Genomic DNA, 23,374 nt, shown 5'->3' on the forward strand with positions numbered 1-23,374 from the left:
TGGACCCCGTTCAGAAGGCTCGCTCCACCCACACGTCGAACATGACCCCCGAGTCGAGCAAGAGCGCGTAGGTGCTGCCCCCCTCGACCGGGCGCTCGTGGTTCAGCGCCGCCTGCCCTGCGTTCCGGGCGACGTTCTGGCCGAGCCCGCCGGTGACCGTGTCCAGGAGGATGTTGCCCGTCCCCTTTGCGATCTGCGTTCCGAGCCCGGGCGCCCGCGGCGCCTCACCCTCGATGCGCCGCGCAGCGGCGAGGCCCGGCTTCCCATCGTCGCGCGCGAGCGCGAGCCCCTCGAACTCCAGCTCCGTGTCGTCGGGGAGCCGCAGCCTCGTGAACCGCAGGTTGAACCGCCCGCTCGACTCCGTCGCTGTGCCGTAGACGAGCGTCCGCGCCGGCAGGGCGACCTCGCCGCGCACGAGCACCGGAACGACCAGCATCGCCTCCACGGGGCCGCTGCCGATCGTCCGGCTGTCGAGGTTCGTGAGGAGCTTCGCCTTCATGTGGGCGCCCAAGGGGACCCCGCGTGGCTTTGATCCAGCGGAAGGCGCCGCGGCGCTTGCGCTCGCGAGTCGGGTCGAGCGGTGGAGCCACGGCGGATCGCGCGGCGCTGCCGCCGCCGGCTCGGGCGCGGGTTCGCTAGGCGCCGCTTGTGCCTGGGACTCACGCTGCGGCTCTCGCCGGGGCGCAGGCCGTTTCGGCTCGGGCTTCATCTCGAGACGTCCGTCCGGCAGGACGCGGGGACGCCCGAACTCGCGCGCGAGCGCCTCGTCGATGGCAGCCGCGTCGCTCGCCGAAGGCGGGCTGGGCGTCGCGCCCAGCGCCGCCGGGATTGAGGGCGTGGCGCTCGTGTTCTCTGCTGCCCCTGGCGCGACCGCGGCGGGCTCGCGCGCTGGGACGTCGGCGACGACCGTGCTCTGGCGCTCCACCGGTCCACTGGTGATAGCCGCCACGACCATGGCTGCGATCACGCCCGCGACGAGCACCCCTCCCGCGATCAGCAGGCGTCCGGGGCCCCTGCGCGGCGCGCTCGCGGCGAGCCGCGCCTTCGCCTCGCGAACGGCGCTCGGGACCGGGTCGGACTCGCGGGAGGCCGCCACCGCCGCGTCAGCCGGCTCCCCCGCATCGAACGCACGCGGCGCCACGCGCGTCGGCACCTCGAAGCCACTCGGCCGCGCACCGGTGGGTGTCACGGCGCCCGGCTCGCCCTCCTCCCCAGGCCGCCCGCGAGAACGTTCCTCCGAGAGCCGCTCCGCGGCATCGACGATCTCCTCGCCCACGGCCGGCTCGGGACACCCGGGCCGAACCTGAGTCGCACCCGGAACGTCGAACGGGTCCGTCCAGGCGCGGTCCCCGGCTCCGCCCTCGCGCGCGGCCCGAAGGAGCTCGGCGAGCTCGCGCGCGGACTGCGGTCTCCCCGCCGGATCCTTCTCGAGGAGCGCCATCGCGACGTCGCCGAGCGGACGCGGGACGCGAGCGTCGAGATCCGTCGGGTGCACCGGTGTCTCCGTCTTGATGGCGATGAGGACCGCCGCCTCGCTCTCGAGCGCCCTCGGGTCGCGCGGGAACGGCCGGATGCCGGTGAGCACCTGGTAGAGGATGTAGCCGACCGCGTGGAGGTCGGTCGTGGTCTTCCAGTCGAACGGCTCGCCGCGCGCGAACGCAGCCGAGTCGCAGTAGCGCGCGTACTCCGGCGCGTAGTGCGTGATCGTGCCGACGCTCGCCGCGCGCGTGAGGTTCAACGCGAGCTGCGGCCGCGCGATGCCGAAGTCGATCACGATCGGCTCGCCGTCCGTACGCACGAGCACGTTGTCGCTCTTGAAGTCCCGGTGGTAGATGCCGAGCGAGTGCATGTGCTCGATGGCACCGGCGAGCTTCTCGAACACGCTGCAGACCTTGGCGAGCGACGGCGTCGCGTGCTCTCGCCAGGCGAGGAGCGGCGGGCCGTCCACGTAGTCCATCACGAGGAACGGGAACCCGCCCTCGAGCTCGGGCCACCAGTCGAACGAGTGGACGCGGACGATGTTCGGATGGTGGAGCGTCTTCAGCGCCGCGATCTCGCGGTCGAGCCGCTCCTCGTAGTGCTCCCGGTCCTCGGCGTCGAGCTCGGAGAGCCGCTGCCGGCCCATCTTGAGCGCCAAGAGCTTGCCGTCGCGCCGAACCTTCCACAGACACCCGAATCCCCCGCTCCCGAGCTTGTCGACGACCTCGTAGGCGCCGACGCGCGTGCCCTTCTCGAGATAGGAGGGGTCGATCCGGGCGCGTTCGGTCATGGCGAGGCGCCCTCGAGCGCGACGAGCCGCGGCCCGTCCTTCTCGTGGAAGGTCACCCTGAACCGCTGCGACGGGGACATGGGCGGCGTCTCGTAGGCCACGACGACGCGCTCCGCCGTGCCGGGCGGCAGGATCGGGAGCTCGGCCTGGGCGGAGACGACCTTCACGTCCACCGCGTCGCGGCCGCCCGTGAGGCGCACCTCGACGCGGTCGAGCACCCACGAGCGCTGCGGATCGCGGTTCTCGACGGTGAAGACCATGTACGTGAGCCCTAGCAGCCGGTACACCCATCGTCCCTGCACGAGGAGCCGGCTCTGCTTGTCGCCGATGTGGAGCGGCCGGCGCTCGAAGGTCTGCGGCTGGTCGAGGCTCTGCGCGAGGAGGAGCGCCGCGAGCTTCGCCGCACCCGCGTTCGCCGCGCCGTCGCGGCACTCGTCGAGCTCGCCCCGGAGCTGCTCGTTCATCATCCGGAGCGCCTGCGCCGAGTCCGGACTGGCCCGCTCGCGCAGGGCGACGGCGACGTCGACCTGCACGTCCGCCTCGCCGGGGACTGTGACGAGCTTGAACGTCAGGACGGTCCCGTCGGCGAGGGAGACGTTCAGGGGCTCCGGCCGCGCGAGGTCGGTCTTCGGGACGAGCATGACCGTCCGGTCGGTCTGGGTCGGCGCGTAGAACACGCCGCGCACGTCCGCGAGGACGGCGCCGCCATCCTTCACGGGGACCTCGAACGTGAGGATCGTCGGAGTGCCCCCCGCGACGCGGATCTCCGGCACGGACGTGAGCGCGGCGTCGTCGATCGTGATCGCGCGCCTGCGGAGCTCCCGCTTGTCGCCGGCGTGAGCTGGGCCCGCTGCGGCCAAGGCGACCGCCACGCACGCCGCGAGCGCTGGGCTACCTCTGGTCACGGGACGCCTCCCGTTCTTCGCCGTCCTGCGCGGCACCATTTTCGCTGAGCGCGAAGGGAACGAGCCGCCATTCCTGCACTTCGAGCCCATCCGGGCAGTCCATCGTGGGGGGTACGACACGCTCCAGGAGCTCGACCCGGACCCGATCGGTCTCCGGCGCGCCCCCACCCTCGACGAGCGGAAACGATCGGCGCGTGAGGGTCGCGCGCACGACGACGTGCGTCGGCGTCTGGTCCTCCACGACGATCTCGTCGAACGAGAGCTCCGTCCCCCGCTGCGCGAGGCGGTACGTCTCGACGAGCCGTTTCGCGGCGGATTCCTTGGCGATCCGCTCGCGCAGCTCGGGGGCCATCATCGTCAGCGCGGCCGGCCAGTTCGCGGCGATCGTGCTCGAGTTGAGCCCCAGGGCGAGGTGCAGGAAGTCTCTCGTGAACCGCACGATCGCCGCGTCGGGCGGGCGCGTCCGGTCGGCGAGGAAACGCAAAAGGGCGTCGGTTGCGACGGAACGCCGCACCGGCGTCGACCGGCCGTTCGCGTCCACCATGACGAACTCCGGCGGGCGGCTCGCGAGGCGCGCGAGCGCGATGCACTGGAGGACGACGACGGTGAGCAGCGCGACGATGGTCCAGCTCTTCCATGCGTTCTGCGCCACGAACGCCGCCCACACTGCGGGCGGGGACCCCGGCGGTCGCGGATCCTGCATGCTCGTCCTCACCACGGCTCGTCCCTCCATCCGATCGCCTTCCGGTCGCTACGCGCCTTTGCCGCCTTGCGGAGTGCCGCCCTTCTCCGACCGCGCCGCCGCCTGGCGAGGCGGCTCCGGCGGGGCGGGTGGGTTCGCGACCACGCCTCCTTGCTCGGCTTTGGTCGCGGGAGCGGCCGATGCCGCTGCCGCGGTGGCCCCGGGTGCCTGTCCCGCGCGGCCGCGGCGAACGCCGCCCCGCAGCTGTGCGCCTCCGCCGGGCGGGTTCGACACGGCTCCGCCGCTCCCGCCGCCTCCTGCCCGTGCGCCGCCAGCGCCACCGCCCGCCCCTCCTCCCCCACTGCTCGTTCCCGGTCCGCCACCGGGGGCGCTCCCGCCACCGGAGATCGCGTGGGCCGCTGCCGTGCCCACCGCGACGACGCGGCCAGCGGCGCCGGTCGCGAGCCTGAGGACCGGACGAACGGCGTCGTGGTGAGCCGCCTTCGCGGAGCCCCAGCCGTGCGAGGTCGCGTTGTCGAGCGCGCCGCCGATCACGTGGCTCGCGAGGAGCGGCGTCGCGAGCGCAGTCACGAGCATCACGAGGGCCGCGACCAGGCACTCGAGGTACGTGCGCCGGGCAGCGCCCTGTGCCGCGACCGTCACGAGGACCGAGAGGAGGACCCCGGAGAACACGGGCCAGCTCGCGATCGTGACGAACCGGACGAACCACCGCGTGCCGGTGCTGCTCACCCGCGGGATCCCCGCCACGAGGGCGAGCGGCCCGATCACGAAGAGCGTCGCGGTGAGGATGCGGGACAGCCAGTTCACGAGGAACACGGCCGCCTCCGCGACGAGCTGGATGCAGGCGATGAGCGCGTCGTACACCCACGCCGTGATCCCCGACGGCTCGGCCGCGTCGCTTCCTGCGCTCTCCGTGCTCGCCGGACGCTCACCGTTCGAGGCGAGGTCCTCGAGTGACTTCCGCATCTCACTCGCTTCCCGGACGAAGGCCTTCCAGGTCGAGGGCGGCGCAACCTGTCGTTCGAGACCGTCGAGGAGCCCGATCACTCCGCCGAAGACCGTCTGGTAGTTCCACAGGAGGAGCAGCACCAGGATGACGCGCCAGGTGACGGCCGCGTAGTCGCGCACTGCGAGCGGGGACTTCCCGAACGCCTCGATCGTGTACGCAAGGAAGGTCGAGAGGAAGAGGAAGCTCCGCGCGACCGCGAGCGTCTTGCCGAGGAGGTCCTTGAGCACGCCCGACCGCTCGAAGTCGAGGACGAGGTCTCTCGTCGAGGCGGCGTCGCCCGCGAAGGCCAGCGCCGGCGCGAGCACGGCGACCGCGCCGAACGCCAGGCGCCGGGACGACCTGCACGCTGGCGCCGTCACGGCTCGGCCCCTCCGGTCCGGATCCGGACGCGCTCGTTCACGAGCGACTCGAGCCCGGTGGTGAGGGCGGCTCGCTGTCCCTCCCGTGCCGCGAGCTCGCGCTTCAGGTCGGCGTTCTTCTGCTCGACCGCGAGCGCCTGGAGCCGCGCGATCTCGGCGAGCCGGACGTTCGTCTCCTGTCCCTCCTCGAGGTGCAGCACCTGCGCCTGCTGCGCCGCGAGCTGACACTCCTCCGCGAACCGCGCCGCCTCGTGCGCGTCGCCGAGCTCCGAGGCCCCGTTGCACCGGCGCAGGAGCTCGCGAAGCCGGACCTTCTGCAGGTCGCCAGCGCGCGCCTCGGCCGCGCTGGCGCGGATGGTCGCCGCGACCTCGGCGTCCACCGCCCGCGCCTGCGCCGCGCCGCTCATCGGACCGAACGTGGCCGCGAGCGCCCGGAGCAGCTTCGCGTTCTCGAGCTCGTTGCGGAGCTGCACGCACGCGGGCTGGCCCGCGGCCACGTCGGCGAGGCAGTAGCTCGAGAGCTGCTGGAGAGTCCCGGTGCCCTGCGCCCACGGGCTAGCGCCCATACCGCTCGCAGCGAGGGCGTCGCGCCGGAAGCGCTCGAGGTCGGGATAGGCCGCCTCGAGGTCTTGCCGGAACCTCTCTCCGAACCGGCGCGCGGAGAAGTTCCGGAACGAGCGCGCCGCGGTGGCGGCGTCGTCGGCGTACGCGGCGACGCGCTTCACCTCCCCGTAGCTCTTCCGCAGCTCGGACAGGCTCTCGGTCATGACCGCGAGCTGCTTCGTCGTGTTCGCGAGGATGTCGGCCAGGATGAGGTCGCCGCCGAGATCGATGAACGCCGCCGCCCTCGCGGCGTAGAGGACCGCGCCGGCGGACAGCACGATCGCGACGCCGAGCTTTCGAGAGATCCGGACGCGCATGGCTCCTCCTCACGCCGCGGGGCGGCTCGGCCGATCGCGGCCGACGACACCGTGGGGGTACCTGGCCGCGAGCTCCTGGAGCAGCGCGAGCCGGTCGTAGGACGGGTTCCTCGCGACGGCGCGCGCGAGGAAGTCCTGGTCTTCCTTGTCGGTAGTCAGGATCCAGTAGGCGAGCGGGTGGAGCGCGAGCCTCACCACCGCGGTGCGCGCGCCGTACATGAGCAGGAAGTCGCTGAACCAGCCCGGCTTAAGCTCCAGTCCGGCGAACGCGGCGGCGGCGCGCGGCGAGAGGCCGAAGTGCTCGACCACCGCGCGGTGCTTCCCCGCGAGGTGGCGGAGGAAGATCCGGATGGTGCTGTTCCCGACGATCGCCTCGCGTCCGACCCGCGACCCCAGGAAGTCGTTCAGGTTCTGCGAGATCATCCACATCGCGGTGTCGTACTTCCGCATCTTCCGGTAGCAGCCGCCGAGGAACCGCTCCGTCGCGTCGTCGGCGCCGAGGTACTCGTGCCCCTCGTCGACCTCGACGAGCGTGCGCGTCCTGCGCGCCATCGCCCGGTTCGTGATCGCCTGGATGATGGTCGCCATCGCGACGGACTTCGTGCCGGCGTTCTCGGAGACCTTCGCGAGATCGAACGTGAGGAGCGGCGCGTCGAACCGGAGCTGCGATGGGCGGTTCAAGAAGTCGGCGTAGATGCCGGTGCAGAAGATGGCGAGGCGTCGGACGAGGTCATCCGCGATCGCCCGATCGTCCGGGTGCGTCCACTCGTGGGTGGCGAGCCCCTCCGAGAACTGGCCGACGAGCGGTGGCTCCTCCGGGCGTTGCCGGAAGCGGGTCTCGTAGGTCCAGCGGATCGCGCGGGCGACCACGTCCCGCTCCACCTTGTCGAAGGGAGGCCGCGTCCGGTCGGCGACGCACACCTCGAGGAACTGGACGACGTGCTCGATGTCCTCGTTCGAGATCTCGGTCCCTTCGCCGGCGAGCTGGGAATAGGAGAGGAACGGTGAGATGGACGTCGAGAGGTCGACCGGGATGTGCACCCCGCCGAGGAGCTCCGTGAGCGGCTTCCAGGACTTCCCGTTGTCGATGAGGATCGCCTCGACGCCAGCCGCCCGCGCGTCGAGCGTGAGCGCGCCGAGGGTCACGCTCTTTCCGGAGCCCGTGTCCGCGACCACGATCCCGTGGTGCGCGTTCACGCCGCTCGACTTGTCGAAGAGGTCGAACCGGAACGCCTCGCCGGTGGGCGTGAGGAGCACGCTCGAGGCCCGGGCGCTGCCGCGCCAGGGCGCGAAGACGGGCAGGAAGTCGGCCGCGTTCCGGCTCGTGCAGCCCTTCTTCCGGAGCTGGTACCGGCACGCGCCCGGGAGCATCGAGAGCAGGGCCGGGACCTGCGTGACCTCCTCGACGAGGAGCTCGGAGTTGCCGGCGGCGGCGAAGGCGCTCCGCGACGCCTCGGTGGCCGCCTCGAGCTCGTCCAGCGAGCCCGCCTCGAGGAGGAGCGACACCGAGAGCGCGACGACCTTCGTGCTCATCGCCGCGAGTTCCTCGAAGAGCCCTCGGATCGCCTCCTGCTTGGCCTGGTCCGCCTCCTCCGACTCGACGGTGCGGCGATCCAGAAAGGGCATCACGGCGCGGAGGCTCTCGACCAAGGCGTGCTGGTTGTTGAGGAGCCACCGCGCCGTCTTCTGCGTGCGTACGTGGACGGTGACCGCGAGCGTGTACGAGAGGGGGCCGCGCGCCGTCGCGAGCCCGAGGAGCGGCTCGCAGGCGAAGTAGTCCGTGCCGCCCTCCGGCAGCACCTTCAGCGTCGCGACCCGCCGCCAGATCCCGCCCTGCCGGAGGTGGCCGCGCCCGTCCTCGACATCCTCGTGGGCGAGCTGCTCCGCCTCCGTGTACTCGGCGAGGTGGAGCCCCTCACGCTTCACTACCTGGTCGGACCACAGCGTGTCGCGGAGGCGGACGCGGGGAGGCGCGGCGCCCGCGCGAGCCCGCGTGGGGTTCAGGAGCTCGTAGTGCAGTCGCCAGACGTCCTCGAGATCGAGCTCCCGGGACGGGATGCCCGCCGCGCCGAGGCGCGCGGCGACGCGGTCGCGGAGCTGCGCGAGCCGGCCGAGGCGCCGCGCGTGCTCTGCGCCGGTGAGCTGGGTTGCCTTCCCGAAGAGGAGCTTTCCTCCCAGGAGCCCGCGCCCGATGCCCTGCTTCAGCCCGCCCGGACCGGAGAAGAAGACGTACACGCGCGCGCGACGGAGCCGCTGCGTACGGAGCCAGCGCGCGCGAGACGCGACGTACTCGCGCAGCGCCGCGGCGTCCGTTGCGGCGGCGATGCCTTCGTACTCGCGGACGTCCTCCTCGGCGCCCTCCTCGATCCGGTGGATGAAGTGGAGGGTCGTCTCGTCGTCGAGGGAGGCGACAAGGCTCCGGAGCGCCTCGCCGATGCCGGCGATCTGATCCTCGCCGGCGAACCGGACGTCGAGCGTGCCGAGCTCGAGCCCGCCGACGTAGTCGAGCGCGGGCGTGACGAGCGCGGTCACGCCGCCCTCGCGCAGGGTTCGCCAGAGCGGGATGAGCCCCGCGAGCGGGCTCTCGCGGATCACGACCGGCCCCCGCGCGACGACTCGTCGCGCCAGTCGTACGGACCGAACGGGAACCGCGGGAGCGGCGCCCGCGCCGCCGCCGTGAGCCGGCCCGCCGCCACGCGCTGCCGCAGGCGCCATGCGACCCAGTGCTGCAGGTGGCCCTCGGGCCGGCCGTAGCCAGCGATCCGAATGACGAGGTAGATGGCGAGGCCAGCCGCGGCGCCGATGTTCGGCGCCCCGAGAGCCGTCCCGAGCCAGCCGGCGCCAAGAACGGCCATCCACTCCGTCGGGAAGACGAGCCCGAGGAAGGTGCTCCTCGAATCGAGGTTCCGGTACACGGGCGCGCGCATGGCGGGCTCCGGACGTGCTCGAGCGCGCGATCAGCCCGCGCGGATCGCCTGCATGAGGCGGTCGGCGTTCGCGAGCAGGAAGTAGAGGATCACCGCGATGATCGCGATGTAGCCGGTCGTCTTGATGAGGTCCGGCCGGATGAACGCGGCGACACCCGAGATCACGATCGCGAAGAGCGCGATGGGCGCGATGATGAAGTTCTTCGCGAACGTCAGGAGCTGCTGCCCCGGCATCGTGCTCTGCGCGAGGGCGAGCTCGGGCGCAGCCGCCAGGACGAGGACGAGGGCCAACTGGGCGGCGAGCGCCAAGCGGCCGGCGAGATCACGGTTCGGGCGGGACTTCGAGGTCATCTTCCTTCTCCTTCCCCTCTGGGCGGCGCCGGAAGTCGGCGTCGTACGTGGATTGAAGCTCGAGGAACCGGGCGCGCAGCTGGCGCGCGTAGGCGAACGGTGAGGCGGAGCGCGGGGGCTCGAACGCGAGCACCGCGGCGAAGGCCACGCAGGCGGCGGCCACTTGCAGCGCGGTGAGAAGCGCTGACCAGCGGCCGGGATGTCCCTCGACGAGCGCGCCGGAGAGCGAGATCACCGCTGGAACCGCGGCCGCAGCGAGCAGGACCCCAAACACCGCAAGCGCGCGGGTCGGGAGTCGGCGCAAGCGGCGAAGCCGAGCCACCCCTGCGAGAGGAGCATTAGCTTCCTGAGTGATTAGCCGGCTCGACATCGCACTAGCTCCTGTTCGCCTGTCGTTTGTATGTCATATGGCATGGATGGGCACTACGCAAGGTGGTCCAGCCTACGGGCTCCAAACGGAGCCTGGAGCGCGCTGTGGCGCGGACGCCCTCTGCACACCGGACCCGGGCAACGCGGCGGGCGACGAGCGGGAACTCGCCGGGCCCCGCCGAGCGCCATCGGGGCCCTACAAGTACAAGCACCGCGCAGGGAGCCGCGGCGCTGCGGCGGCAGCGTCCCCGAAAACGCCGTCACGCCGAGCACTTGCGGTTCCGGTCATCCTGATGACCGTAGAATGGCTGTCGCGGCACGCGCATCGTCGCGTCGGGCGGAAAGGAGCGCCCCCGACATGATCGACGTTACGGTGGTGGATGCGTGGTTCGAGGCGAGCAAGGACGTTCTCGGCGGACCTGTGAGGTTCGCCGTATTCGACAGGAACGCCCTCCTGTCGCTCGACCAGCTGTGGTCGGCAGTGACCAGCGAGACCGGCGAGACGTGCACCGTCGAGCTCCTGCAGAAGAAGGCGGCCGAGGGCTGGTTCCCGCTCGTGCCGCGGCCCGGCACGCCCGACGAGCTGGGCGCGCCCCTGTACGTCCCCTCCCGTGTCGGGCTGTTCGTGCGGCTGGAGCGTGAGGGGTGGTCGAACGCGGAGTTGAGGCTGGCCGCGTATCTCGAGGAGGCCACCATCGACGCAGTCACGACCGACACCGACTACAGCGATGACGATCTTGAGGTGCTCGAAGCTCACCTCGCCGACAGGGTCGAGGGGCTGAAGGGATCGAAGCGGTGGGACAAGGACGGGAACCCCGTCGACCTTACCCCCGAAATCGCGGAGGACGAGAAGATCCTGGCCGTCGTCCGGAAGTGGCGGCGTGACGGTCTCCCCGAGCGTCGCCGCGAGGATGTGGCGAAGTACGCCTATCGCGTCCGGGCGCAAAACGACATCGTCACGTTGATGATGGTCGAGGGCGACCGCGCGAAGCTGCGGGCAGGTTACAGCCCGACCGTGCACTTCCGGGAGCACCAGATCGGCCCCGATGCGACCTTCGACCCGGCACAGATCGACTGGGACTGGACCATCCGCCACGCCTCGGCACAGGCGGATCCGCCGACGCCGCCGCTCGTCCGAGTCGATGGGTTCGTGCTGAACGGCGACAAGGTCGTCTCGACGCGCACGATGACGCCCCGTGAGTACGGGGCGGCATGGGAGCGCCAGCGCGTCGAGGACTACCTGCACACGTGGGCGCGGCTGCAGGGCGAGAAGCGGTGCCTGCACTGCCTCGCACCGTTGCCGCCGGATGCCAAGGACTCGCGTCGGTTCTGCAACGATCGCTGCCGCACCGCCGAGAAGATGAAGCGGCACCGCCGGGAGAACCCCGAGTCAGTTCTGCGGGCTCAGGAAAGGTACTGGAAATCGTAAGGCCGGCAACGCGCGAAGCGGCCGAACGGTCGCGTTCGCATTCGCGTCTATCGCTTCTTCTTCTCCGCGCCAGGCGCGTCGAAGCCCGGCCCCTTCTCGCGCAGTTCCAGGCTCCGCTGAAACAGGACGTGCAGGATGTACTCGTACCGCCCCATGTTCAGGGCCTCCCGGTCCGCCTCGAGGAGGTGGGAGGCGGCGTCCGGCAGGCCGAACCAGGTTCGCACGCCCTCGAGCAGCCGGTTCACGTACGCCGTGAGGTCAAGGCCCTTCGCCGAGGCCTCGGTCTTGAGGAACGCTACCAGCTCCCGGGTCATGCGGAACGTCTGCATGACCTTCTCGGTGCTCTGGAACGGATCCTCGCGCCCCACCTTCTCCTTGGCCATCGTCGCCCTCGTCGCACGCGTGGAGCCGGCCTTCTGGCCGACAGACGTTTGCACATGCGTCCGTCTGAACTATGCCAGACAGCGCCAGGTCTCGCCATCGGAAACCCGGTTCGGCGCTCGGCTTCAGGACTCGGCACACGTAGGCGACAGGCCTTGACGAGGGGGCCTGACGCCACGCTCAGCCCTCCACCACCCCATACGTCAAAGGCCGAAGGCGGCGCCACGAGCCCCGGCACGCTGACCCCGCGTCGGCCTCGAGGAGTCGTGCGCCGAACCGCCGGAGCCGCCCGGGACCGCGTACTCGAACGACAGCGGCTTGCGGCCTAGATTTTGGTTCCCGTGCCGCAAAGCGCTCGTGCGCCAACCGCAGCACTCCGCACGCGGGCCAGCATGCACCCCGCGAACCCGTCCTTGGCCGACAAGCAGCCGCGAAGAGCCTTCGCCGCTTCGGCGGTGCACGCCTTTTCCACCTGCGCGGACGGGCAGGTTGGGTCTGCGGCCGCTCGTGAGCACACCTCGACCGACATCTTGACCGCCTGCGCGAATTGAGACCCGAAACGCCGCGTAGCGACCTGCGCAGTGCCGGCCGTCGCACAAACATCGTCCAGCCGAGCACCGATGCGCTCCATCTGAGGGATCATGCAACCCGCGAACTGAGCGAGGTCGACGTCGCCGCTAAGACACTCAACAACCGCGGGGAGGACCTCCTCCTCGCAGGCATTATGCGCCACGCTATACTCGCAACTGGGCCGATACCAAATCGGCCCGCGAGCCGCCTCAGTGCAGCGATCGTTCAGCGTGCGCAGCAGATCCCGCGCCCGAAGGTCTGCGCCGTCTGGAACAGCATCTGGCGGCAGCACAGAGGGCGCTGGGTCCTTCATGCGCCAGCCGGTCGCAAGAAGGCGGTCAATCACCATGTTCTCGCCTTCGCTTCCCGGGAGAAACCGAGCCACGACAGCCATCTGATACCGGTACTTGCCATCCTTTATGTATTCGAAAATCTTCTTCCCCGCCTCGCTGCGCTTATCGACATAGGCATGCATCCAGCCCTGCTCGTCCGCGAACTGGAACCGAATACTCCAAAAATGCTCCCGGCCACCTCGGAACTCGTAGTTGTAATAGTCATCGAGCTGGCCCGTGATCCTAAGCACCATGGCCGTGCTGGGGCGCTTTGCCTTTAGCTCTTCCCAGGAAATCGGGTTGTACCCGACAGACGCTTCCCAATCGATCCTGTAACCGTCTGCCGTCCGCTGAAGCTCGTAGAACGCGTTGTCAGATACTTCGACCCCGAACCCGTTCTTCCCCGTCCACACAACCTCAACGGTCGTCCACTCGCCCACGGGGACATCCGTCCCGCCCGAAGGACGAACCTCGCGGCGAACATTGGGATTAGGCTGCGACCCGGAGTCCCCGTAATGGCGTTCCATGAGCGGCGCCACTCGCTCGGAATCCAGAACGAAGCGCGCCTTGTCCTCCCAGCGCGGGGAATCCAGATAAGCTGCGACAACTTGTTCCGGCTTCTTCCCACACCCGGTCATAAGAACAAGCCCGAGCCAGAACAGCGCCGATCTCAAAGCACCACATCCGACAACTGCGCGGCTACACGTCATCGTGCGCGCCCCTCACGAGCCGATTGCTCGCGCTACTTGTAGATTCCCGTTGCCCAAACCTGCTCCGCACCGTCCGTAACCCTCACACCGATAATCCGGTAGACATAGAACGGGCGAAGAGATGCTGTCGGCGCTTCGAAATTGCTACCGCAACTCGTGAGACGGTGCGCCCCTTCTCGGACTATCTCCGCGGCGACTGTGGCCGTGAACCTGTCCGGATACGTCTTGACAACGCCTCGCGCCTCCGACGCCGGCATTGCAATGGTAAAGCGTTCCACGCGCTCCCGCTCCTGGCAAAGCATAGTTCCGCCGCAGAACATCCTGCACACTTTTGGCGTCTCCAACTGAAAGGGGCTCCCGATACCGAACATTTGGTCGCCGAATCCGTTCAGGGGAACCGACATCTTCCATTTGGCCGCTTCGATGGTGTACTCGCCGAATACGCGCGGACGCCCCACGAGCACCCTACGGCGGAATCCTTCGTTGATTGCCTTTCGCAGTACCTGCTGATACTTCGCGCAGTCCGCCCGCTCGAAGGGATCAAGATACGAACCACAGAGCTTCTCGCGTGCGATGCTCTTCGCGTACTCGGCGAGTTCGAAGTCCAGATCCTCTCGTCCGGCCATAACATTCGCCCATCGTGGAGCGAACTTGTTGAGAGTCATCTGCGAACTGGTCGCTCCAGGCGGCGGAGTGAGGTCAGGGACTTCCAACGACGCTATCGCATCCGTTAGGCCCTGCTCGTCGAGTGCGGACGCAGTTCTGATAACACTGGCGGCACCGAACAGAGCTCGAGCAATATCGATCTTCCCGGCTCGAGCCGCCTCCAGCGCCCGGCGCTGCAATTCCTGCTGCTTGCGGTAGCGAGATTGATAAGCGGGGGACGCCACCAGAATCGCCATACCGGCGTCCCGCTCTTCGCTCGGCGCTGTTTCCGATAGCAGATCAAGGGCCGCATCGATGGCGCCGGTCGAGACGCGGCGCTGCAGTTCTTCGACGACGACCTTGCCCGAGGGCGTTGATTCGGGTTCTGCGCTCGCGCTTGCCTCAACTAAAGCTTCGTCGGCGCTGACATACATCGGAATAACAAGTGCGACGTACAAGACGCTCATCCAAGCAATGCGAGCGATCAACGCACTCCCCTCCTTTGTTGCCCTAAGTAACTCGGCCGCACGGTAATCTACCACTTGGGGTGGACCGCATCATGTGAAGGCTTTGTCGCGCGGTCGCGGTACTCACAGCCGCGTACCGCAGTGCCGTCGACGGGGTCCTTCACACAGTCACGCACCTACCGCCACCGGCCGGCCTGAACGAATGAGAAGTACCCCCCGGTCGCGACGATGACGTGGTCTCTCGCCACCACTCCGACCAGCTCGGCCGCGGCTGTCAGCCGCTCCGTCAGATCCGCGTCCTCGACACTCGCGGATGGATCGCCGGATGGGTGATTGTGCACGAAGACCACGCCGTGCGCGCCCTCGCGCACGGCGACGCGGAGCGTATCCCGCGGGCTGACCGGGCACTGTGAGACCGAGCCCTGCGCCACGCGCTCGGTCCGGATGAGCCGCCCGCGCACGTCGAGCAACACGACGTGGAACTCCTCCACCGGCGCGTGCGCGAGCGGCCGCATCAGCTCGTAGACGCGACCTGGGTCGAGGCACCGCTCGCCGCGCTTCGGCGGCGCCCAGGCTCCCCGGCGGCCGAGCTCGAACGCCGCGGCGAGCGCCGCCGCCCGCGCCTCGCCGACCCCGAGCCGGCGAAGCTCGGCGACGGTGAGCCACGCGAGCTCGGGTACGGGGCGGCTGGCGGCGCCGCCGGCGCCGAGCATGGTGAGAAGCTCGACATCGGAGAGCGCCCGCGGTCCGTCCATCAGGAGCCGCTCACGGAGCAGGTCCTTGGCCATGGCGGCCTCCCCTACGCCTGCGCCCGGGGCGCGCCGCGGCGGATGGTGGGCGGCCGCGCGACGACCTTCGCCGGCACGGGCGGGAGGTTCAGCGAGGCCGGCACCGGAACCGGCGCGCCCTTCGGCCACCACCAGAGCTGGGCGACCGGGTCCCACCGCCACCCGGCCCGCTTCAGCTCCGTCCGAATCTCCTCCGGCGGCTTCCGGTCGAACCGGAGCGCCGGCTGGGGTCCGTGGTGCCGGGTCTTCTCGACGTGGAACGCCGGCTCGGCCTTCCCCCGCTCGGCCTCGGCGACCAGCCGCAGGTCGAGGAGCGCCGCTCCGCAGTACGTGCAGCACTCCTCCTGGACCGTCGTGTCCGCGGCGTACAGCGGAAGGATCGGATGGCCGTTGTAGTCGGTGTCCGCCGGCCCGAGTCCCGTGGTGGACCGGAGGCACGCGGGGCAGAAGACCTCGTCGTTCGCGCTGTAACCGAGGACCGTGAAGGGCTTCATCGTGGCAGCTCCTGTGAGTGGGGGCGGCACCGCGCCGCCTCGCCCGACACGGGCGGGGCGGTGCCGGCCCCGCGGCGACGGGCGGCGGCGTTGCCGAAGCGGCGGGCGTGTCGCCCGGCGTGACGGCGAGCGCGCCTCTTGCGCGCGCCGGCGCGACGGGCGCTCCCGACGCCCGAGGCGTCGTTAGCCGCCGACCGGCGTCGCTCCTGGGAGCTGCCGCGGTGGAGCCCGGCGGCGGCAGATGCGACCCAGGTCGCCTGGGTGCGAGCTCAGGATCGGCGCGCGATCTCGCCCGATGCCCGGAGCGTCCCGCCCAGCCACACCGAGGGAAGCGGCGTCCCGCTGGAGACCTTCCGGTGCAGCTCGATCGTCACGGAGGCGAGGCGCAGGACGTCCTCGACCCCGATCTCCTGACCGTCCGGCTGCGGCTGCAGAATGCGTCGCGCGAGTGAGAGCTGCTCCTGCAGGAGGTTCGTCGCGATCCGGTTCATCGTTTCGGCTCCTTTAGCTGGACGCGGCACCGCGCCGCTCACCGGGAGCGGCGGCGCGGTGCCGACCGTCGAGGACTGGAGGAGCCGCCCGTCGCCGGGCGGCTCCGGCCGCGGTTCACGCGTCCGCGGGCTCGTCGTCGTCGAAGAGCGTCGCGCGCGTGAGGTGCAGCTCGGGCGGGTGGTAGTCGCCGCACAGCTCGCAGTGGACGAGCTCGAGCTGCAGGTCGCCGAACTCCTGCTCGATCTCGAGGTGCAGCGGGTCGGTCTGGATGAGGCTGGCCATGTGAACGCGTCTCCCTGTGGTGGGCGGCACCGCGCCGCCTCGCCCGGCACGGGCGGCGCGGTGCAGCCCGCGAGCGCGCAGGGGTTCGCCGTGGCCGGCGATCCGCCCTGCCGGCCCGTGACGGCGAGGCTGTTCGCGAGCTGGCGCGGGCCGTGCCCGGCGGAGCGGCGGCGGTCGTAAGGCGAACCCCCGCGCGCGCCTGGAGACGCGCTGGCCAGCCGGCGCCGCCCCGTCGCTACGCCGCGAACAGGGCGGTCGCGCTCGGGTCGTCGGCGGTCGAGAGGTCGGTGACCGCGTGGACCTCGTCGCACCACGGGACGAGCCACTCCCGCTCGACACCGATCCCGAGCCCGAGGATCGTGACGCCGAGCGCGGCGGCGCTCTCCCGAAACGCGCCCGCCTCGCTCGCGTCCGAGCCGCCGTCTGTGACGAGCACGAGGTCCGCCTTGCCGAGCGCGCCCGGGTGCGTCCGGATGATCTCGAGGCCGCGGCGCACCGCGGCCGCGATCTCGGTCCCTCCGCAGCAGGAGACGAAGAGCCCGTCCTCGGGGAGTGCCTCGGACGGCTTCACGACCGCCTCGAACTTCACGCGCGCGTCGAAACCCAGCAGCGCGAACGTCCGTCGTTCGCGCTGCGCCTGGTCGAGGAGCGCGAGCGCGACCGCCGTTGCCCACACGTCCCGCGGCCCGTCCATCGAACCGCTCTTGTCGAGGAGGACCACGAGCGGCCCCTTCCCGAGGGTCGCCGTCCCCTCGAGCCGGTACTGGAGGGACCGGCCCTCGAGGAGAGCGCGCAGGAAGTCGAGCCGCAGGAGCCGGTGCGACAGCTTCGCGAGCTCCACCGGCAGCGCCCGGCCCAGGTCCGCGCCCTGCTCGACGTCGGTCACCTCGTCTGCGCCGTGCTTCACGCGGTGGCGGCGCTTCGCCGCCGCGATGCGCTTGAAGCGGCCGGCGAGGGCGGCGATGCGCCGGAGGCGCTCGTCGCCCTTGAGCCGCGCGGCGAGCGACCTCACCGCGCCCTGCTCCCGCGGCACGCCGTCCGCCGTGCCCGTTCCCGGGAGCAGTCCCCCTCTGAACGCGACGTGCGCGAGCCCCTCGGCCGCGTCGCGCAGCTCCGCGACCGCGCGCGCCGCCGCCGCGCACGCGGCGGCGAGCGGGCGCCGCAACGGATCCTTGCCGACGCCCGGCGCAGCCGGCGGCGGCTCGTCGGGCGGAGGCAGGTTCAGCTCGCGCACGATGGCCTCGACCGCCGCCGCGGAGGCCGCGGCGTCGCCGCGGCACTCCGCGGACAGCCTCGCGAACGACGGCAGCGCGTCGCAGGTCGAGTGCACGCGCTCCGCCCACGGGCGGAGCGCGGCATTCACCCGGCTCGGGGCCAGCCGCTCGCCCTCGCCGGTGTAGAGCCGCTCGAACAGCTCGTCCTCGAGCCGCAGCTGCGGCGCGTCGCGCTCCTGCGCGCGCGGCATCTGGCGGTGTTCGCGGTGCAGCATGAGGTGCCACCGCGAGACGTCGAACAGGAGACGTTTCATGTGACCTCCGGGTCCCGGCGGCCCGTCCGCGGCCGCCCGACAGGGCGGCGGCCGCGGCGGGCCCGCGCGTCAACGCGCGGACGCGAGCCCGAGCCCGGCGCTCACCGCCCGCGCCAGTTCGTAGTGGAGCTGCGCGATCTCCTGGTCCGCGTCCCCGAGCGCCGCCTTGGCGCGCGGACCGGCACCGCTCGTGAGCTCGCGGAGTTTCTGCTGCTGCGCCTTGAACTCCTCGAGCGCCTGCGCCGCCTGGGCGAGGTAGCTCTTCCGATCGGACGTCCGGAGCGCGGCGACCCGCGCGGCGGTCTCGCGCGCGGCGTCGAGGACCTCGGCGGCCTTGGCGCTCACCGGGTCCGCGAGCTGTCCGACGATCTGGGCGACCTTCGCGTGCTCCTTCGGCTCGCGCCAGAGCGCGTGCGTGAGGACGAGGAGGTCCTCCGGGGTGGTCGCGGCCTCTCCGGCGAGCCACGTCGCCGCCTGGACGACCTTGAGCGTCTTCTTCCAGCGACGGTCGGACGCGACGATGCCCTCGGCGCGGCAGCCGTCCCGGATCGCGATGAGCGCCTGGACGGTCTCGTCGGTGACCTTCACCCGCGCGGCGTCGCCCTGCGCCTGGCGGAGCTCGGGCATGGTCAGCGCGGAGGAGCAGGTCGGCTCCGGCGCGAGCAGGACGGCGCGGAAGCTGCTCGGCCGCAGGAGGTACTGCACGTCGAACCGGAGGAGGAACCGGTCGAAGAGCGCCTCGAGCTCCTTCCCGTCCGGCAGCTCGTTCGACGCGCCGAAGAGCGCGACGAGCGGCATCTGCATGGGCGACCCGTCGTTGTGGAAGAGCCGCTCGTTCATCGCCGTGAGGAGCGAATTCAGGATGGCCGAGTTCGCCTTGAAGACCTCGTCGACGAAGGCGAACTCCGCCTCGGGCAGCTTCCCCGCGGTGACGCGCTGGTAGTGGTCCTGCTCGAGGGCCTTCAGGCTGATCGGGCCGAACAGCTCCTCGGGCGTCGAGAACTTGGTGAGGAGCCGCTCAAAGTAGCTCCCGCCGAACGCCTGCGCGATCGCGCGGACGAGGGCGCTCTTCGCCGTTCCCGGCGGCCCGAGGAGTAGGACGTGCTCGCCGGCGAGCACGGCGGCGAGGGCGCCTTCGATGACGTCGCGGCGCTCCGGGAAACGAGCGAGGAGCTCCGAACGAAGCTGCAGCAGCTTGGCATGTGCGGACGTGGTCATGGCGTTCTTCTCTCCTCACGCGGCCTTGGTCTGGAGGAGTCCCTCGACCTGGAGGGTCAGCTTGTTGAGCGCGGTCTCGAGGTCCTGGACCTGCACCTGCAGGACGGTGTGGTAGAGCCGGGCCTTCGCGCGGAGGCCCTCGAACGTCTCGAGCCGACGCGCGAGCGTGGACGCGCGCTCGGGCGGGTCCGAGAGGAAGCCCTCGATCTCGGCGCGGAGCGCCGTGATCTCCTCGTCGAGCGAGGCGCGCGCAGCGTCGCCGAGCGCCGCCGTCGCCTCGGGCGACGCGTGGATCGGGACGACGTCGAGGCGCGAGGCGCCGATGTTCGACACGGCGTCGCGGAGGCGTCGGAGCGTCTCCGCGTACGGCGCCGGGACCCAGTAGACGCCGCCGTGATCGCGCAGCGTCACGGCGGCGCACGACGCGAGCGTCTTCACGAGCGCACGCCGGACGTCGTCCGGCGTGTGCGTGTTGAGCAGCCGGTCGTAGGCGGCGGACACGGCCACGACGACGTCGTGGCCGGGCCGGTCGGACTCGAGCTTCACGGGGCGCGCGCGGTCGAGCCGGATCCGCGCCGTCTGCGCGAGGGAGACGTTCCCGTCGCCGTCGCGGGTCTCGGCGACGACGGCGAAGACGATCTCGCCGTCGTCCTCCTTCCCGAGCCGGAGCAGGTGATCGTGCTGCCCGACCTGCGCCTCGCGGACTGCGGTCCGGAGCGCCTTCTCGGGCGTGGGCGGCTCGGGCAGGAGGTTCTCGGCGAGCCCGGCGTTCGCCCAGACGGTCTCGAGCGTGCTGCGGGTAACCCTCGCGTCAGCGAGCGTCCACCAGAGGAGATCGCCGACGTGCTTCCCGCCGGTGTGGGTGTAGGAACGGATGAGCTCCACGGACATGCTGGACTCCCTGTTCGAAGTGAGGAGGCGGCACCGCGCCGCCCCGCCCAGCCGGGCGGCGCGGTGACGGCTCGCGACCCGAGGCGGCGCTGTCGGGGGAGAACCCCCGGGGCTCCGAGCAACCTGGAGCCCCGGGGGGCGGTGAGCCCGACACCACAGGGAGAGGCGGCGGGCTTTTCCTCGCGTTCCGGCCCGACGGCCGGGACGCGTCAATTACCGGGCGGCGTCTTCTTCGACTTGCGCGCGCCGCGCTCTGCGCGGCGCTGCGCGAGCTCGTCCGCGGTTGCCTTCTCGACCGCGCCGATGTCGACCGCGTACGCAGCGGCGGCGGCGGTCAGCCGGTCCGAGTACCGCGAGGACCAGGCGAAGTACGCACCGCGGCCGACCGCGAGCTCGAGGACGAGGGCGCGCAGCGCCCCGCCGTCGAGCTCCCTCGCGTGCGCCGTCAGAGCCGCCTCCGGAGAGAAGCCCTTCTCGCGCTCGAGCCCGCGCCGCTTCACGGCGTCCGCGACGGCGTCGTGGTAGCCGCCGTGGACCATCGCGTCGAACACGAGCCGCGCGAAGGTCGAGTCGTCCGGCGGCCGCGCCTGCGCGGCCGCGACGACCGCCGAGAGGATGTTCGCGATCGTGGCGCGGCGCAGCTCCGCGGCGGCGCGCGCCGCCGCCGGGTCGGCGGGCGGCGCCCTCGGTGCGGGCGCCTCGCCGTCCTCGGCGTCCGGGTCGTCGTCCTGGGTGCTCACTCCTGAGTCGCGCCGCCCCACGAACTCCACTCCGGCCGCGGCGAGCGCGGCGAGGGCCTCCGCCTTGCCCACGAGGGCGCGCGGCGTGCCTCCCGCATCCGTCGCGAGCGTCGGGGTTGGGCAGAGATCGCCGAGCAGGCGCCGCAAGGTCCGCCGCTCCGAGTCGTCGAAGCAGACTGCGTCCAGCTCCACGTAGTTGCTGTTCCAGGGGAGCTGGCGGCCGCCGTGGAACACCGCGTTCGACTGCTGCTCGGTCAGGACGGTGCCGCCCTTCGCCCGGACCTCGCTCGCGAGCCGCTCGTGGTGCGCGGCGACCTTCTTCCGGAAGCAGACGAGGTCGGTGCACGTGTCCGCCGCGGTGTCGTCCGAGAAGAGCCGGGGTTGGTTGCCGGTGCGCTTCGGGCACTTCGTGCACGCGCCGGCCTCGGGCACGAGCTTCGCGTCGTCCGTCGAGAACTGGGCGCGGTCGAGCCGCGTCAGGTACCGCTGCTCGACCAGGTACGCGAGGTCGTCTGCCGGGAACGGCTCGCCCTCCTCCAGATCCTCGAGCTCCTTCCGCAGCTCCGACAGCGCCTCGTCCTGAAGGGCGGGAGGAACCGCCCTCGCCACGAGGAACGCGGTGGTGGTCGTGAGCTCGCCTTTCCAGAAGGCATCCCGCATCGCGGGCCCGAGCGCCGTGAGCTTCAGGCGCGAGTAGACATACTGCGGCGACCGGCCCACGAGCTTGGCCAGCGTGTCCGCGGTGTGGAGCGGCCGGCCGCGGCCGTCCTTCATCGCGAGCAGCGCCTCGTACGCCTCGGCCTCCTCGACCGGGTGCGGGTCCTCGCGGCAGGCGTTCTCGACGATCCGGAGCTCGTGCGCCTCCTCGTCGGTGAGATCCTCGACCGTGGCCGGCACCTCCTTCAGGCCCGCCAGCTTCGCCGCCCGGTAGCGGCGCTCGCCGTAGACGATCTCGAACCGCGAGCCCTTCGGCCGGACCTTGATCGGCTGTTGAATGCCGTGCTCGCGAACCGACGCGACCAGCTCGTCGATGTTGCGCGCCGTCCGGTTCCGCGGCGACGGATCGATGTCGTCGATCGGGACGAGCCGGACTGGAACCGGCTCGAGGCCCGCTGGCCGCGGCTTCACCGCGGGCTTCGTCTTCTTCGCTGTGGCACTCGCCTTCACGGGCGACCTCCTGTGATGGGCGGCACCGCGCCGCCTCGTCCAGAGGGCGGCGCGGTGCCGGCCGCAGCGCTAAGCCGCCTGCGCCAGCGGGTCCTCCCCGGCGATTTCGCGCTCGGACCAGAACTCGCCCGGGTCCGGCAGGGACAGGGCCACCAACGCCGCCATCTCGAGCGCCTCCTCCCTGCGGTCCCACTCGATGAAGCAGGCGCGGTGGACGCGTCCGATGTCGCCGCCGGCATCGACGACGTCGCCGGCGTTCTCGCGGTCGCAGAAGCAGCACCGCTTCGCCCCCACCCGGCGGTGTCTCGCAGGGGCGACATGCTGCTCCGGTTCGGTGACTACGGGACGGGCAAGGCTCGAATCGGACATGGCGGGGTCCTCGTCGGCGGGCATCCGGCCGCTCTCACCGACGTGGAGCGGCCGGTGCCGCCGGACGGCGGCGCCTGGGTACGGTTCTCAGGCGGACCGCGCGCTGCGCCGACGGCCTCTCGTCGGCGCGCATGCGTGGTCCCGCCTCGGCACGGCTCTCCTTCGACTCGCTCGCCCCGCCCTGCCCGTCCTCAGGCGGACCGCGCGCTGCGCCGACCGTCTCTCGTCGGCGCGCATGCGTGGTCCCGCCTCGGCACCGCCCTCCTTCGACTCGCTCGCCCCGCCCTGCCCGTCCTCAGGCGGACCGCGCGCTGCGCCGACCGTCTCTCGTCGGCGCGCATGCGTGGTCCCGCCTCGGCACCGCTCGCCTTCGACTCGCGGGCCCCGCCCTGCCCGTCCTCAGGCGGACCGCGCGCTGCGCCGACTGTCTCTCGTCGGCGCGCATGCGTGGTCCCGCATCTACGGCGTGCGCCGACGCTTACTGCCCGAACACTGATGACGACGTGCGCGCGCGCTCGCCTTCGCCGCGCGGCTGTCGGCGGACTTCGCTTCCGACTCGCAGGTCGCGGCTTCGTGGTCCTGGAGCGCAGCGAGCTGAAGCGCCAGATCCGCCTCGACACGACGGAACGCCGGGTCGTCCACTTCGAGTCGAAGCGCGTCGGCTGCGTCTCTCAGGGCCCTCGCCGCCCCCACGCACGCCGCTGCTTTCTTTCGAAGCGCCCGGGCGACACGAGCATGAGCCGATGCCGTTCGCACTGCCGGTGCTCTCGTCCGCGTCGTTCGTCGCACACCGTCAGATGCCACAGCATGCCCGCGGACTCACCCCGCGTTGACTGGTTCCGTTCCTTCCCGTTCTCGTTTTCCTTCTCTATGCCTCTATCCCCACACTCCCACCTCTCCTTCTCCCCTGTACCCATTTGCTCCATTTTGAACCACGTGGTTCAAGAACTGCCCGGCCCCGCCACCAGCCCATCGAAGAAAGACTCAGGGTGACAGCAGCCCGACCCCTCACTCCGGTGGTTGGGAGTGAGGGGTCGGGCTGATGGCACCCCGCACCTC

22 protein-coding genes are annotated in these 23,374 nt (G+C 71.1%); 1 reads left to right on the forward strand and 21 read right to left on the reverse strand.

Annotated elements, in window-relative coordinates; genetic code table 11:
- Window positions 1-10 precede the first annotated feature (10 nt).
- The 9 genes from ADEH_RS16755 to ADEH_RS16795 form a co-directional block, all read right to left on the reverse strand.
- Window positions 11-2,269 carry a protein kinase domain-containing protein gene (locus tag ADEH_RS16755; RefSeq protein WP_011422298.1) on the reverse strand — a complete coding sequence of 753 codons (2,259 nt, stop codon included), beginning with the start codon at window positions 2,267-2,269 and terminating at the stop codon, window positions 11-13.
- Complete coding sequence (locus ADEH_RS16760; RefSeq protein WP_041453629.1) at window positions 2,266-3,129, reverse strand: DUF2381 family protein; 864 nt, start codon at window positions 3,127-3,129, stop codon at window positions 2,266-2,268. Before ADEH_RS16760 ends, ADEH_RS16755 begins: the two co-directional genes overlap by 4 nt.
- 31 nt (window positions 3,130-3,160) lie before the next feature.
- Window positions 3,161-3,826 (reverse strand): hypothetical protein, encoded by a 666-nt coding sequence (locus tag ADEH_RS16765; protein ID WP_157061380.1) that lies wholly within the window; start codon window positions 3,824-3,826, stop codon window positions 3,161-3,163.
- Between the two features lie 99 nt (window positions 3,827-3,925).
- Window positions 3,926-5,191: a hypothetical protein gene (locus ADEH_RS23020; protein WP_157061381.1), complete on the reverse strand. Its 1,266-nt coding sequence runs from the start codon at window positions 5,189-5,191 to the stop codon at window positions 3,926-3,928.
- A gap of 50 nt (window positions 5,192-5,241) precedes the next feature.
- Window positions 5,242-6,165 carry a hypothetical protein gene (locus tag ADEH_RS16775; RefSeq protein ID WP_011422302.1) on the reverse strand — a complete coding sequence of 308 codons (924 nt, stop codon included), beginning with the start codon at window positions 6,163-6,165 and terminating at the stop codon, window positions 5,242-5,244.
- Window positions 6,166-6,174: 9 nt separating this feature from the next.
- Window positions 6,175-8,760, reverse strand: a complete 2,586-nt coding sequence (locus ADEH_RS16780) for a type IV secretory pathway VirB4 components-like (RefSeq protein WP_011422303.1) — start codon at window positions 8,758-8,760, stop codon at window positions 6,175-6,177.
- Window positions 8,757-9,092, reverse strand: a complete 336-nt coding sequence (locus ADEH_RS16785; protein ID WP_011422304.1) for a hypothetical protein — start codon at window positions 9,090-9,092, stop codon at window positions 8,757-8,759. The genes ADEH_RS16780 and ADEH_RS16785 overlap by 4 nt, the downstream gene beginning before the upstream one ends.
- Before the next feature lie 30 nt (window positions 9,093-9,122).
- Complete coding sequence (locus ADEH_RS16790; protein ID WP_011422305.1) at window positions 9,123-9,443, reverse strand: hypothetical protein; 321 nt, start codon at window positions 9,441-9,443, stop codon at window positions 9,123-9,125.
- Window positions 9,415-9,678, reverse strand: coding sequence for a hypothetical protein (locus ADEH_RS16795; protein ID WP_157061382.1), 264 nt, complete (start codon window positions 9,676-9,678; stop codon window positions 9,415-9,417). Before ADEH_RS16795 ends, ADEH_RS16790 begins: the two co-directional genes overlap by 29 nt.
- Window positions 9,679-10,170: 492 nt before the next feature.
- Between ADEH_RS16795 and ADEH_RS16800 the strand changes: the two genes are divergently transcribed.
- Window positions 10,171-11,241 (forward strand): hypothetical protein, encoded by a 1,071-nt coding sequence (locus tag ADEH_RS16800; protein WP_011422308.1) that lies wholly within the window; start codon window positions 10,171-10,173, stop codon window positions 11,239-11,241.
- A 47-nt stretch (window positions 11,242-11,288) separates the two neighbouring features.
- On the opposite strand, the gene ADEH_RS16805 is transcribed toward ADEH_RS16800, so the two are convergent.
- From ADEH_RS16805 to ADEH_RS16860, 12 genes are all read right to left on the reverse strand, one after another.
- Window positions 11,289-11,624, reverse strand: a complete 336-nt coding sequence (locus ADEH_RS16805) for a hypothetical protein (RefSeq protein ID WP_011422309.1) — start codon at window positions 11,622-11,624, stop codon at window positions 11,289-11,291.
- 323 nt (window positions 11,625-11,947) lie between these two features.
- Window positions 11,948-13,198 (reverse strand): hypothetical protein, encoded by a 1,251-nt coding sequence (locus tag ADEH_RS16810; protein ID WP_157061383.1) that lies wholly within the window; start codon window positions 13,196-13,198, stop codon window positions 11,948-11,950.
- A gap of 68 nt (window positions 13,199-13,266) precedes the next feature.
- A complete protein-coding gene (locus tag ADEH_RS16815; RefSeq protein ID WP_041453634.1) occupies window positions 13,267-14,346 on the reverse strand; it encodes a hypothetical protein in 1,080 nt (359 codons plus the stop codon).
- Window positions 14,347-14,522: 176 nt separating this feature from the next.
- Window positions 14,523-15,134 carry a JAB domain-containing protein gene (locus tag ADEH_RS16820; RefSeq protein ID WP_011422312.1) on the reverse strand — a complete coding sequence of 204 codons (612 nt, stop codon included), beginning with the start codon at window positions 15,132-15,134 and terminating at the stop codon, window positions 14,523-14,525.
- 11 nt (window positions 15,135-15,145) lie between these two features.
- Window positions 15,146-15,628: a hypothetical protein gene (locus ADEH_RS16825; RefSeq protein WP_011422313.1), complete on the reverse strand. Its 483-nt coding sequence runs from the start codon at window positions 15,626-15,628 to the stop codon at window positions 15,146-15,148.
- Between the two features lie 269 nt (window positions 15,629-15,897).
- Window positions 15,898-16,119: a hypothetical protein gene (locus tag ADEH_RS23025; RefSeq protein WP_041453635.1), complete on the reverse strand. Its 222-nt coding sequence runs from the start codon at window positions 16,117-16,119 to the stop codon at window positions 15,898-15,900.
- A 115-nt stretch (window positions 16,120-16,234) separates the two neighbouring features.
- Window positions 16,235-16,402, reverse strand: a complete 168-nt coding sequence (locus ADEH_RS23155; protein ID WP_157061384.1) for a hypothetical protein — start codon at window positions 16,400-16,402, stop codon at window positions 16,235-16,237.
- 235 nt (window positions 16,403-16,637) lie between these two features.
- Window positions 16,638-17,930 (reverse strand): vWA domain-containing protein, encoded by a 1,293-nt coding sequence (locus ADEH_RS16840; protein WP_011422315.1) that lies wholly within the window; start codon window positions 17,928-17,930, stop codon window positions 16,638-16,640.
- A 69-nt stretch (window positions 17,931-17,999) separates the two neighbouring features.
- Entirely contained in the window at window positions 18,000-19,148 is a 1,149-nt protein-coding gene (locus ADEH_RS16845) for an AAA family ATPase (protein WP_011422316.1), read from the reverse strand.
- Between the two features lie 15 nt (window positions 19,149-19,163).
- Window positions 19,164-20,039 carry a DUF6744 family protein gene (locus ADEH_RS16850; RefSeq protein ID WP_011422317.1) on the reverse strand — a complete coding sequence of 292 codons (876 nt, stop codon included), beginning with the start codon at window positions 20,037-20,039 and terminating at the stop codon, window positions 19,164-19,166.
- 209 nt (window positions 20,040-20,248) lie between these two features.
- On the reverse strand, window positions 20,249-21,946 hold the full coding sequence (locus ADEH_RS22615; protein ID WP_011422318.1) for a ParB/RepB/Spo0J family partition protein: 1,698 nt from the start codon (window positions 21,944-21,946) through the stop codon (window positions 20,249-20,251).
- A 69-nt stretch (window positions 21,947-22,015) separates the two neighbouring features.
- Complete coding sequence (locus ADEH_RS16860) at window positions 22,016-22,339, reverse strand: hypothetical protein (RefSeq protein WP_011422319.1); 324 nt, start codon at window positions 22,337-22,339, stop codon at window positions 22,016-22,018.
- Window positions 22,340-23,374: the final 1,035 nt, after the last annotated feature.

The sequence above is a fragment of the Anaeromyxobacter dehalogenans 2CP-C genome (assembly GCF_000013385.1).
Lineage (GTDB): Bacteria > Myxococcota > Myxococcia > Myxococcales > Anaeromyxobacteraceae > Anaeromyxobacter > Anaeromyxobacter dehalogenans_B.